This window comes from Mycobacterium bourgelatii, assembly GCF_010723575.1.
GTDB classification, from domain to species: domain Bacteria; phylum Actinomycetota; class Actinomycetes; order Mycobacteriales; family Mycobacteriaceae; genus Mycobacterium; species Mycobacterium bourgelatii.
Map to the genome: position 1 here is coordinate 142216 of NZ_BLKZ01000002.1, position 11752 is coordinate 153967.

General features: G+C 67.8%; 10 protein-coding genes and 1 tRNA gene. 5 read left to right on the plus strand and 6 right to left on the minus strand.

Annotation, left to right across the window (positions count from 1 at the left end; genetic code table 11):
- Window positions 1-5: 5 nt before the first annotated feature.
- Window positions 6-1106 (minus strand): DUF475 domain-containing protein, encoded by a 1101-nt coding sequence (locus G6N68_RS25695; RefSeq protein ID WP_163719047.1) that lies wholly within the window; start codon window positions 1104-1106, stop codon window positions 6-8.
- Window positions 1107-1316: 210 nt separating this feature from the next.
- Between G6N68_RS25695 and G6N68_RS25700 the strand changes: the two genes are divergently transcribed.
- The 4 genes from G6N68_RS25700 to G6N68_RS25715 all read left to right on the plus strand — a co-directional run bounded on the left by G6N68_RS25700 (window position 1317) and on the right by G6N68_RS25715 (window position 5272).
- Window positions 1317-2609: a polysaccharide biosynthesis protein gene (locus tag G6N68_RS25700; protein ID WP_163719048.1), complete on the plus strand. Its 1293-nt coding sequence runs from the start codon at window positions 1317-1319 to the stop codon at window positions 2607-2609.
- A 14-nt stretch (window positions 2610-2623) separates the two neighbouring features.
- Window positions 2624-3349, plus strand: a complete 726-nt coding sequence (ppgS, locus tag G6N68_RS25705; protein WP_163719049.1) for a polyprenyl-phospho-N-acetylgalactosaminyl synthase PpgS — start codon at window positions 2624-2626, stop codon at window positions 3347-3349.
- Complete coding sequence (locus G6N68_RS25710; RefSeq protein WP_163719050.1) at window positions 3346-3717, plus strand: DUF2304 domain-containing protein; 372 nt, start codon at window positions 3346-3348, stop codon at window positions 3715-3717. Before ppgS ends, G6N68_RS25710 begins: the two co-directional genes overlap by 4 nt.
- A 121-nt stretch (window positions 3718-3838) precedes the next feature.
- Entirely contained in the window at window positions 3839-5272 is a 1434-nt protein-coding gene (locus G6N68_RS25715) for a PP2C family protein-serine/threonine phosphatase (protein WP_163719051.1), read from the plus strand.
- A 12-nt stretch (window positions 5273-5284) separates the two neighbouring features.
- Here G6N68_RS25715 and G6N68_RS25720 read toward each other — a convergent pair whose 3' ends face one another.
- Window positions 5285-6229: an NAD-dependent epimerase/dehydratase family protein gene (locus tag G6N68_RS25720; protein ID WP_163719052.1), complete on the minus strand. Its 945-nt coding sequence runs from the start codon at window positions 6227-6229 to the stop codon at window positions 5285-5287.
- Here G6N68_RS25720 and G6N68_RS25725 point away from each other — a divergent pair.
- Window positions 6195-8006 carry a hypothetical protein gene (locus G6N68_RS25725; RefSeq protein WP_163719053.1) on the plus strand — a complete coding sequence of 604 codons (1812 nt, stop codon included), beginning with the start codon at window positions 6195-6197 and terminating at the stop codon, window positions 8004-8006. The genes G6N68_RS25720 and G6N68_RS25725 overlap by 35 nt on opposite strands.
- A gap of 201 nt (window positions 8007-8207) precedes the next feature.
- Here G6N68_RS25725 and G6N68_RS25730 read toward each other — a convergent pair whose 3' ends face one another.
- From G6N68_RS25730 to G6N68_RS25745, 4 genes are all read right to left on the minus strand, one after another.
- Window positions 8208-8510, minus strand: coding sequence for a CDGP domain-containing protein (locus G6N68_RS25730; protein WP_163719905.1), 303 nt, complete (start codon window positions 8508-8510; stop codon window positions 8208-8210).
- Window positions 8511-8663: 153 nt separating this feature from the next.
- Window positions 8664-10133 carry a PE family protein gene (locus tag G6N68_RS31670; protein ID WP_163719054.1) on the minus strand — a complete coding sequence of 490 codons (1470 nt, stop codon included), beginning with the start codon at window positions 10131-10133 and terminating at the stop codon, window positions 8664-8666.
- Between the two features lie 169 nt (window positions 10134-10302).
- Window positions 10303-10378, minus strand: a tRNA-Thr gene (locus G6N68_RS25740).
- Between the two features lie 16 nt (window positions 10379-10394).
- Window positions 10395-11600 (minus strand): DNA polymerase III subunit delta', encoded by a 1206-nt coding sequence (locus G6N68_RS25745; protein WP_163719055.1) that lies wholly within the window; start codon window positions 11598-11600, stop codon window positions 10395-10397.
- Window positions 11601-11752 lie beyond the last annotated feature (152 nt).

Here is an 11752-nt window from a genome sequence, read left to right on the forward strand (position 1 = left end):
GCCCGCTACGCGTTCGCTTTTCGGCGATTGCTCCTCAAGCTCGAGAGGAACGCCACGGCGATCAGGGTGATGCCCACCGACGCCGTAACCCACTCGGGGGCATGCAGTCGGTGGTCCACCGACGCCAACATGATCAAGGCCAGCGCGCCGATCGCCCAGTGCGCGCCGTGTTCCAGGTACTCGTAGGTGTCCAACGTGTCCTGGCGGACGAGATAAATGGTGATCGACCGCACGAATATCGCCCCGACCAGGCCGAGGCCCAACGCAATGATGATCGGATCGGTGGTGATGGCAAACGCGCCGGTGACGCCGTCGAACGAGAAGGCTGCGTCGAGCACCTCGAGATAGAAAAACAAGGTGAATCCGGCCTTTCCAAGCGCCCTGCGCTGCTGGGTTGACGCTTGGGAGTCCTTGTCCTCGTCGTCTGCGTCGTCTATTCCTGGCGGCCGAAATGCCCGGCTCAGTCCGTTGACCAAGAGGTAGACCACCATGCCCAACACACCGGCGGTCATCACGGTGGCGCGCTCCTCGTTGCCGTGCGTCAATTGCATGCCGACCAGGATCAACGTCGTCCCGCCCACGATCGCCGGCAACTGACCCAGCCGGCCGGCACGCGCGAACGGGGCCTCGATCCACGTCAGCCATTTGATCTCACGGTCGTGAAATATGAAGTCCAAGAACAGCATCAGCAGGAACATTCCGCCGAAGGCGGCGATCTGCGGATGGGCGGCTTGAACGAGCTTTTCGTAGCTGGGTGAGCCGTCCGGGAATTCCAGTGCCCCGCCTGGCGGCGGACCAAGCGCCAACCGCAAGGCCCGGACCGGGTCGAGGTCGGCACTGACCCAGACGATGACGAGCGGGAACAACAGCCGCATTCCGAATACCGCGATGACGATCCCAACCGTCAAAAACATCCGCTGCCAGAACGGACTCATCTGCTTGAGCACCGTCGCGTTGATGATCGCGTTGTCGAACGACAGCGATATCTCGAGCAGACCCAACACAACCAGCAAGAACAGCGCTTTTGGCCCGCCGTACAGGAAGCCGACAACCAACGCCGCCACGGTGACCACCAGTGAGGCGGCGAATATGCGGAATGTGGTCATGGACCCTTTCTGGGTGGCTCCGGCGGCCCGATCTGCCGGTAATTATTCAAGTGCGCACTGCGAATCCCGCCGAAGACCCCACCCCTTCAGGGATGACTCTGCGCTCTTGGCGGCGACTTCTCGCACATTCCCGCCAAATCCGCAGCATCAACGCCGCGGCGGCAGCCCGGCCTGACCAGCACGGGTGCCGCGTCCGCCTACGATTTCCACGTGACGGAAGTCGGGGGCCCCGCGGCCGCTCCAGCGGGAGCGGTCACGCGCGGGTCCGTCGCGCGCGTCGGAACCGCGACGGCGATCACCGCGCTCTGCGGCTACGCGGTGATCTACCTGGCCGCCCGCGACCTCGCACCCAGCGGCTTCTCCATATTCGGAGTGTTCTGGGGTGCGTTTGGGTTGGTCACCGGGGCGGCCAACGGCCTGTTGCAGGAATCCACCCGCGAAGTCCGCGCCATGCAATACCTCGACGCTCTGCCCGACGGCGCCGCCCGCACCCATCCGCTGCGGGTTGCCGGGCTGGTCGGCATCGCCTCCGCCGTCGTGATCGCGGCGAGTTCACCGCTGTGGAGCGGACGGGTCTTCGCCGAATCGCGCTGGCTGTCGGTGGCGCTGCTGAGCATCGGGTTGGCCGGGTTCTGTCTGCACGCCACCCTGTTGGGCATGCTGGCCGGCACCAATCGCTGGAGCCAGTACGGCGCCCTGATGGTCACCGACGCCGTCATCAGGGTGGCGGTTTCCGCCGTGACGTTCGTGCTCGGCTGGGGGCTGGTCGGGTTCCTGTGGGCAACCGTCGCGGGTTCGGCCGCCTGGTTGATCATGCTGCTGGCGTCACCGGTGTCGCGCGCGGCGGCGCACCTGCTCACGCCGGGCAGCACCGCGACGTTCCTGCGCGGCGCCGCGCATTCCATCACCGCGGCGGGGGCCAGCGCGATTCTGGTGATGGGGTTCCCGGTGCTGCTCAAGTTGACGTCATCCCACGACCTGGGTCCAGCGGGCGGCGTCGTCATCCTGGCGGTCACGCTGACGCGGGCGCCGCTGCTGGTTCCGCTGACCGCCATGCAGGGCAATCTCATCGCTCATTTCGTCGACGAGCGCAGCCATCGCCTCCGCGCGCTGATCTCACCGGCAGCCCTGATCGGCGGCATCGGCGCCGTGGGCGTGCTGGCGGCCGGGCTGGTGGGTCCCTGGTTGCTGCGTGTCGTCTTCGGACCCGAGTATCAGGCCAGCAGCGCGCTGCTCGCGTGGCTCACCGCCGCGGCATTGGCCATCGCGCTGTTGACGCTCACCGGCGCCGCCACGGTGGCCGCGGCCATGCACCGCGCCTACGCGTCGGGTTGGGTCGGCGCGACGGTGGCCTCGGGGTTGTTGCTGATGTTGCCGCTGGCTTTGGAGACGCGGACGGTGGTCGGCCTGCTGTGCGGTCCGTTGGTCGGAATCGGCGTACACCTGACCGCGTTGGCACGCGCCGGACGCTCATCCACCGGTTCACCCCCCGACAGCGTGTAACTTGTGGGGCACTGATGGTCTTGAACAAGAACCCCGAAACGCACTATCCGGACGTCTGGGTCGTCGTCCCCGATTTCAACGAAGCCGCGGTCATCGGCGAGGTGATCGCCGATCTGCGATCGGTTTTCGACAACGTCGTCTGCGTGGACGACGGCAGCAGCGACGACTCCGGTGAGATCGCCCTGCGCGCCGGGGCGCACCTGGTGCGTCACCCGATCAACCTGGGCCAGGGGGCGGCCATCCAGACCGGCATCGAGTACGCCCGCAAGCAGCCCGGAGCACAGGTGTTCGCCACCTTTGACGCCGACGGGCAGCACCGCGTCAAGGATGTGGCGGCGATGGTCGACCGCCTGCGTGAGGGCGACGTGGACATCATCATCGGCACGCGGTTCGCCCAGGACTTCGAACAGGCCGCAGCCAGTCGGCCGCCGCTGTTGAAGAGAATCGTGCTGCGCACCGCCGCCCGGATCAGCCGGCGCGGCCGGCGGCTGGGCCTGACCGACACCAACAACGGGCTGCGGGTGTTCAACAAGACCGTGGCCGACGGGTTGAACCTCACCATGAGCGGCATGAGCCACGCCAGCGAATTCATCGTCTTGATCTCCGAAAATGGTTGGCGCGTAACCGAACACCCCGTTGAGGTGCTCTACACCGAGTACTCGAAGTCGAAGGGGCAGCCGTTGCTGAACGGCGTCAACATCCTTTTCGACGGGTTCCTGCGAGGGAGGATCAGACGATGAACTGGATTCAGGTGCTGCTGATCGGGTCGATCATCGCGCTGCTGGTGTTCCTGTTGCGTTCGCGCCGCAGCGCGCGGGCTCGGGCCTGGGTCAAGGTGGGTTACGTCTTGTTCGTCCTGGCCGGCATCTACGCCGTGCTGCGACCGGACGATACGACCGTGGTCGCGCACTGGTTCGGGGTGCGCCGCGGCACCGACCTGATGCTGTACGGGCTGATCATGGCGTTCAGCTTCACCACGCTGAGCACCTACATGCGGTTCAAGGACCTGGAACTGCGCTACGCCCGGCTCGCTCGCGCGGTGGCCATCGAGGCCGCCCAGGTGCCCGCTCCACCGCAGGGGCTCGCCACGGACACCGCAGCCCGGTAGTCTGCAGCGGCCCGTCCGATCGTCGTGATCCGCCCGACAGATTGCGCTTGAGCCGCGCGGGGAACAAGAGTCACGGGCGTCCTTTTTTTGGGTCAACCGGCAGGCCGAGGACTACACGACGATGACTGGGAACATCGAATCGCACATCGCTATCGAAGCGGCGCGGCTGCGCGCCGTCGATCGTTACCTGCGGGCCGATCTGCCGTCCGAGACGGCCCTGAAACGCATTGCGATCTTGGCGACCCAGATCTTCGACGTGCCGATGGCCACCGTGGCGATCGTCGATCGTGACCGGATTTTGCGGATCGCGGCGCACGGCATGGAAAGCGAAGTGCGCCAGCTTGCGCGTGACGTCGGGCTATGTGCGTCGGTCGTGCTCGCCGACACTCCGGTTGTGGTGAATGACGCGCTCACCGATCCCCGGACTGCCAGCAATCAGTTCGTGCACGAGCACGGGATTCGGTTTTACGCCGGCGCCCCCATCGTGACCCGGTACGGGCACAGGCTAGGCGCGGTGGCCGTGATGGATCGGGACGCACGCGCCGCGTCGGCCAAGGAACTGGAGATCCTGCAGAATCTCGCCGCGATAGTCATGGAACAACTCGAGCTGCGGCTGTCGTATTTCGATGTGCTCAGTGCGGAGCAGGACCGGCGTGGGGCCGCGGAAGACGCGCGCGACGAGGCCAGACGGGACCGCGACAGCGCCGAGTTGATCCGCGACAACGCCGAACTCGACCGTGACGAAGCCCGGCGCGCTCGCGACCAGGCCCGCGTCGACCGCGACGATGCGGTGCGCGACCGGGGTATCGCCGAGCACGATCGGGACCTGACCGAAGAGTATGCGGCGGTGCTGCAGCGCACCTTGCTGCCGCCGTCGCTGCCGACCATCGATGGCTTGGCCCTGGGTTCTTACTACCGCGCGGCGTCCTCGCGCCAGATCGGCGGCGACTTCTACGACGTGTTCCCGCTGGGCGGCGACCGCTGGGGGTTCTTCCTCGGCGACGTGCTCGGTCACGGCCCGGAGGCCGCCGTGGTGACCTCGCTGATCCGCTACACCTTGCGGGCGGCGGCGCTGCATTACCCCGATCTGACCCGGGGACTGGCCGAACTCAACTCCGTCATGATGGGCGAGGCCGCGCCGCGGCGGTTCTGCACCGTGTTGTTCGGCACCTTCGAGCCGGACAGCTCCGGCGACGGGTTCGAGGTGCGCCTGGCGACCGGCGGCCATCCGCCGGCGTTGCTGGTCGATCCTGCCGATGGATCCGTCGCAGAGGTCCGCCCGGATGGCGGGATGTTGGTGGGTGCCTTGCCCGACGCCACCTTCGCGGCCTGCGAAGTCCACCTGCGCGCCGGCCAGACGCTGCTGTGCTATACCGACGGGATCATCGAGGCACGTCGCGGCCCGATGCCGTTCGACGAGGGCAGTCTGGCCGCCTTCGCCGCCGAGCACGCCGCCAGGGGCGCGCGCGGCCTGATCGATGACATCGCCACGCTGGTCCCGAAGTTGGAACCGCGCGACGACATCGCCGTGCTGGCGTTCGAAGCCACCGCCTAGCCGGCCGGCCGGTCAGTCGCCGTGCTTATGGCGGAAATACTCGACCGTGCGCCGAATTCCGTCGTCCAGCTCCACCTGGGGGCGCCAGCCCAACACCCGTTCCGCCAGGCCGATGTCCAGGCAGGACCGCCGCAGGTCACCCAGCCGCGGCGGGTGAAACTCGGGGTCGTCCGGCCCGCCGACGGCGGTCGCCACCGCGGTGTGAAGCTGCCGGTCCGAGGTCTCCACGCCCGTGCCGATGTTGAACCGCTGCCCGCCACCCTGGTCGCCGGAAGCTCTGACGAAGGCGTCCACCACGTCATCGACGAACACGTAGTCGCGGGTGTTGGTGCCGTCGCCGAACACCTTGGTGGGCTTACCGGACAACAGCGCCTGGGCGAAGATGGCCACCACTCCCGCTTCGCCGTGCGGATCCTGCCGCGGACCGTAGACGTTGGCCGGCGCGATGTGCGAGCACTCCAGGCCGTACAGGTGCCGGAAGGTGTTCAGGTAGATCTCACCGGACACCTTGCCCGCGGCGTACGGCGAGGCGGGGTCGGTCGGCACGGTCTCCGGCGTCGGGTACACCGGCGGGGTGCCGTAGATGGATCCGCCCGACGAGGTGTGCACGACCTTGCGGACGTTGGTGCGCCGCGCCGCCTCGGCCAGCCGAATGGTGCCAACCACGTTGACCGACGCGTCGAACTGCGGATCCGCCACGGAATGCCGCACGTCGATCTGGGCGGCCAGGTGAAACACCACTTCGGGCCGGTGCGCCTCGAAGATGGCTTCCAGGTCCGCGGTGACGATGTCCGCCTCGACGAAGGTGTGGGCGGGGTTGTCGGCGAGATGCTCGATGTTGGTGGCCCGGCCGGTTGCGAAATTGTCCAGGCCAACCACCGTGTGGCCGTCGGCGAGGAGGCGGTCGACTAGCGTCGACCCGATGAAACCGGCTGCCCCGGTGACCAGTGCGCGCACCGGCCCACCATACCGGCGGGTCGTTCTGTTGGCCGCAACGCTGATCGTTGTGCAGTTGGGTGTCCGCGCCGCGCTGGCGTTCGGCGGCTATTTCTACTGGGACGATCTGATTCTGGTCGGCAGGGCCAGCACGCAGGGACTGCTGTCTCCGGGGTACCTCTTTGACGACCACGACGGGCACGTGATGCCGGCGGCGTTCCTGGTCGCCGGCGCCATCATCCGGCTGGCCCCGCTGGTCTGGACCGGGCCGGCGATCAGCCTGGTGGTGCTGCAGTTGTTGGCGTCGCTGTCGCTGTTGCGCGCGCTGCACGTGATCCTCGGCTGGCGTCCGGTTCTGCTGATCCCGCTGACGTTCGCGCTGTTCACGCCGCTGGGTGTGCCGGGGTTCGCGTGGTGGGCGGCGGCGCTGAACTCGCTGCCGATGCTGGCGGCGCTCGCGTGGGTGTGCGCGGATGCGATCCTGCTGGTCCGAACGGGCAACCAGCGGTACGCGGTGACGGGCGTGCTGGTCTATTTCGGCGGGTTGTTGTTCTTTGAGAAGGCGGCGGTGATTCCGTTCGTCGCATTCGTGGTTGCCGCGCTGGTGTGTCACGTGGCTGGTGACGGACGGTCGCTGCGCACGGTGTGGCGGGCCGGATTCCGGTTGTGGGTCGCGTCGCTGACCCTGACGGTCGCCTGGGCCGGACTGTATCTGGCCGTGGTGGATCAGCGGCGGTGGAGCTCGGACCTGGGCATGACGTGGGATCTGCTGCGCCGCTCGATCACCCACGGCATCGTGCCGGGGCTGGCCGGCGGGCCGTGGGAGTGGAATCGGTGGGCACCGGCGTCGCCGTGGGCCACTCCCCCGCCGGCGGTCATGGCCCTCGGCTGGCTGGTTTTGGTTGCGCTGCTTGTTTTTTCATTGGTTCGCAAGCAGCGCATCGGACCGGTTTGGGTGACCGCGGTCGGTTACGCCCTGGCCTGCCAGGTGCCCATCTACCTGATGCGGTCATCGCGGTTCACCGCACTCGAATTGGCCCAAACGTTGCGGTATTTCCCGGATCTCGTGGTCGTCCTGGCGCTGTTGGCCGCCGTCGCGTTCACGGCGCCGAACCGGCCTGGCGCGCGTTGGCTGGATGCGTCGCCGGCCCGCGGCGCCGTGACAGTCGTTGTGGCCGCGCTGTTTCTGGCCAGCTGCCTGTACTCGACGGCCACCTTCCTGACGTCCTGGCGCGACAACCCTGCGGAGCCGTACCTGAAGAATGCCCGCGCGAGCTTGGCGGCCGCGCAGTTGGAGTCGAATGCGCCGCTGCTGGATCAGGAGGTCGATCCGCTGGTGCTGCAACGGGTGGCGTGGCCGGAGAACCTGGCCAGCAACATGTTCGGCCTGCTCGCCGACAGGCCTGAATTCGCCAGCGCTACAACGCAATTGCGAATGTTTAACAGCGCTGGCGTGCTGGTGGATGCGAGAGTGACGTGGGTCCGCCACATCGTGCCGGGGCCGATGCCGCAGTGCGGGTACTTCGCGCAGCCGGACCGGCCGGCCCAATTGCTGTTGGACGGACCGCTGCTGCCGGCCGACTGGACTGTCGAACTGAATTACCTGGCCAACATCGACGGCTCCATGACCGTGGCGTTGAGCGAGGGCCCTGACACGAAGGTTCCGGTCCACCCGGGACTCAACCGGGTTTACGTCCGACTGCCCGGCGCTGGCGACGTCATCACCGTACGAGCCAACACCGCCGCGCTGGCGGTCTGCATTGCGGCGGGACCGGTCGGCTTTCTGGCGCCCGTCTGAGCTGCCGATGTCCTATCTGATGGCGGCCCCGGACTTCCTGGCTGCGGCGGGAACGGACTTGGCGGTGCGCCCGGCTTAACGTCGCTCACAGCCAGCGATCACCCAGCGTCACACTGGGGTGGCGCTCAGGCGTGAACGTCGAGCCAGCGTGACGTTCGGCGCGGCCGTGGTAGGCCAGCATGCCGAACAGACGCGGGACGCTCAGTCGTCGATGTGGTCGGGTGGGTCGGCGAAGGCGCCAGCAGGTTGAAAACCCGGGCCGAGCACGTCGCACTGCTTATCGGGGGCGAAGTAGGAACTGGCGCCGCGCTGAATCAGGTTCATGAATCCCACGCAACGCTGCCAGGTGCCGTCGGGCTGGACCGGGCCGTCGCACTTGCTGATAATTCCGAATCCGCCGTATACGCAGCCCGCGTTCGCGGGCGGCGCTGCGGCGATCGACCCGCCGGCCAGCAAAGCGGCCACGCCCAGGCCGGCGATGAGGACGCCGATCCCCCGTTGCAGGGTGAATTTGAGTGCAAGCATTGCGTCCCCTTCGATTTGCCGCAGACCAATCATTTCATCGCAGCGGGACTGGGCAAAGCGTCTTGCGCGACTGTTTCAGCAACTGGACAACAGCCGAGTGAAGTGGAAGCGACTAGCGCACCACAGGCGTACCTAGAGCTGACTGGCCGTTCCTGACACACCGAATGAGCCGCCGCCACCGGTGCCCGGAGCACCGCCGAGGCCTGCACTGGCCTGAGCCAGGGTAGTCGCCCGGGCGTCGCCGCCCTCACCGCCGCTACCCCCCTTGCCGGGACTCCCGGTGCCGCCCGTGCCGCCGTGACCGCCGGTGGCGCTTCCGCTTCCCCAGTTCAATGCATAGGCGCCGTCGCCGCCGTGACCGCCGGTCGGGCCAGTTCCGCCGGTACCGCCAGCGCCACCGATGGCATAACCGCTGCCGCCTCCCGGTCCATAGGTATAACCCATGATCGAGCCAGGTCCCCCGTCACCGCCGGCGCCGCCGACGGTGGTACCAGCGCCGCCGTGCCCCCCCTGACCGCCGACGGCGACTCCTGTTCCTCCGCCGGCCGAGATGTACGCGCTACCGCCGTTGCCACCCGCACCACCGGCGCCCGCGAGACCGGTGCCCCCGTTACCGCCGTTACCCCCGTAGGAGCTGCTGTCGTTCATGCCGCTGGTCTGGACGGAGACGCTGCCTCCGTCCCCGCCACGCCCACCGTTGGCGCCCGTGCCCCCATCGCCGCCTAACCCGCCGGTGCCTCCGATGATCGAACCGCTGCCGCCGTTGCCACCGCGGCCGCCGTCGCCCATCTGGCCTGCGGCCCCGTCGTGGCCGAATAGGGACAAGTTGGGGCCGCCGATGCCGCCCATACCTCCGGCGCCGCCGGTGCCGCCGGTGCCGCCGGCAACGGCGGCGTTCGGAGCGCCGGCGCCGTAGCCGCCCCAACCACCGGTGCCACCGGTGCCGCCGGCACCGCCGTTGCCCCACAACAATCCGCCCGCGCCGCCCGCCCCGCCCCGACCGCCGACGCCGCCGACACCCCCGTTGCGCGTGACGTTATCGACTCCCTGAGTCCCGGTCGCACCGGTTCCGCCGGTCCCGCCGCGGCCGCCGTCGCCGAACAGTCCGGCGTCCCCTCCTCGCCCACCCGTGCCGCCACCGGCAACGCCCGAGCCGCCATTGCCGCCGTTGCCGAACAACAACCCGCCCGGCCCACCGTTCTGACCGGTCCCGGCGGCGCCGTCGGCGCCGTTACCAATCAGCGGACGACCCAACAAGGCATTTGTCGGGGCATTGATCACGTTCAGCACGCCTTGCGAGAGGGCTTCAAGCGGGTTTGCGTTAGCCGCCTCGGCCGCGGCATAAGCCGCCCCCGCCCCAGTCAAAGCCGCCGCGAATCGCTCGTGATATGCCCACGCCTGGGCACTGAGCGCCTGATACTCCTGCCCGTAGCCGGAAAACAGCGCGGCTATCGCCGCCGAAACCTCGTCCCCGGCCGCGCTGAGCACGGTGCTCGTCGAGGCTGCCGCCACCGCATTCGCGGCCCGCAACATCGATCCGATGCGCGCCAGGTCCGTGGCCGCCGCACCTACCGACTCCGGTATTGCAAGTACATACGACATTGCTGCCCTCCCCAACCGCGTCGTTGTCAATCGGTTGGCTAGCCGGGCTGGATTGCCGGCCTGCACACCGCCCTGACCAGACGGTATTGAGGCAATGACGGGAGGGCGTGAGTAGTTGACTACCTAATTTTTCGGGGCAGTAATTAATGCGTCGTCGTCATGACGCAGATGGAGCCGCCTAGGAGAATCGAACTCCTGACCTATTCATTACGAGTGAATCGCTCTACCGACTGAGCTAAGGCGGCGTCAGGCGGCCCGAGTCTAGCGCAGTTCTTGACCGATGGTTGCGACCATGGCGTCAACAGCGAATTTGGGCTTGACGTTGGTGGCCAACGCCTCGCGGCACTGCAGCACCGCCTCGATGCAACGCAGCAGTCGGTCGGGGGCGGCGTGGCCGGCCAGGGAGGCGACGCGGTCGGCCATATCGGGGTGGTTGGCCTGCACTCCTCCCGCGTTGGACGCGGCCAGGAGGGCGTCGCGGAAATACGTGGCCAAATCGATCAGGGCGCGGTCCAGCGCATCACGCGAGGCGCGGGTCTGACGAGACTTCTGCCGCCGTTCCAGGTCCTTGATCGCTCCCGCCGCGCCGCGCATCGTCCCGGCGGTGCCCTTGCCGGTGCCGCCGGCCCCCAGAGCCGTGCGAAGCTCCTCGGTCTCGGTTTCCGCCCGCTCGGCGGTCAGCGCCACAGCTTCGGCTTCGGCGGCCGCGACCATCTCCTCAGCAGCCGCGTACGCCCGCGCCGGCGTCACGGCATCGCGCACCAACGCCAGCGCCTGCTCGCGCCGCTGACGGGCGTCGGAATCGGTGGCCAGTCGTCGCGCCCGACCCACGTGGCCGCCGCTGACCGAAGCCGCCCAGTTGGCTGTCTTCGCATCGAGCCCGTCGCCGTCGATGAGCACCTGCGCGATGGCCGAGGTCGACGGAGTCACCAACGCGACGTGACGACAGCGGGAGCGCAGCGTGATCGCAATGTCTTCAGGGTCGACGGATGGCGCACACAGCAGGAAAACCGTTGACGGCGGGGGCTCTTCGACGACCTTGAGCAGGGCGTTGGCGGCGCCTTCGGTCAACCGGTCGGCGTCCTCGATGACCACGATCTGGTGTCGACCGGTGGTGGGCTTGCGCGAGGCGATCTGCACGATCGCGCGCATGTCGTCGACACCGATGGACAGGCCCTCGGGAATGACCCGCCGCACGTCGGCGTGGGTGCCTGCCATCGTCGTCGTACACGCCCGGCAGAGCCCGCACCCAGGGTCTTCGTCGGAGATGCACTGCAGCGCGGCCGCGAAGCACAATGCAGCTATCGAACGTCCCGAACCGGGCGGGCCGGTGATGAGCCAGGCATGTGTCATAGTCCCGGCGCCGGCGTCGTTGTGATCAGTGTCACCGCGGGCGGCGCGAGCCGCGGCCAGCAGTTCGGCTTCCACCGCGTGTTGGCCTACCAGCCGCGTAAACACCCCGGACATCATCGGCAACAGTAGTGACCCTCACCGACAGATACCGATCGGCCATCGTTTCGCGACAATTCCGTGATCTTGAACCACCTTTCGGCCCATTTCGGCGACTTGCCGGGCCGCAAAGAAGTTTCCGACGAGTCCCCGCCTCCCGATACGGTGGG

What these genes read in the sequence shown, in the direction of transcription:
- G6N68_RS25695 (WP_163719047.1), bottom strand. Translation starts at nt 1,106, where the DNA reads ATGACCACATTCCGCATATTCGCCGCCTCACTGGTGGTCACCGTGGCG.
- ppgS (WP_163719049.1), top strand. Translation starts at nt 2,624, where the DNA reads ATGGTCTTGAACAAGAACCCCGAAACGCACTATCCGGACGTCTGGGTC.
- G6N68_RS25710 (WP_163719050.1), top strand. Translation starts at nt 3,346, where the DNA reads ATGAACTGGATTCAGGTGCTGCTGATCGGGTCGATCATCGCGCTGCTG.
- G6N68_RS25715 (WP_163719051.1), top strand. Translation starts at nt 3,839, where the DNA reads ATGACTGGGAACATCGAATCGCACATCGCTATCGAAGCGGCGCGGCTG.
- G6N68_RS25725 (WP_163719053.1), top strand. Translation starts at nt 6,195, where the DNA reads ATGAAACCGGCTGCCCCGGTGACCAGTGCGCGCACCGGCCCACCATAC.
- G6N68_RS31670 (WP_163719054.1), bottom strand. Translation starts at nt 10,133, where the DNA reads ATGTCGTATGTACTTGCAATACCGGAGTCGGTAGGTGCGGCGGCCACG.
- G6N68_RS25745 (WP_163719055.1), bottom strand. Translation starts at nt 11,600, where the DNA reads ATGTCCGGGGTGTTTACGCGGCTGGTAGGCCAACACGCGGTGGAAGCC.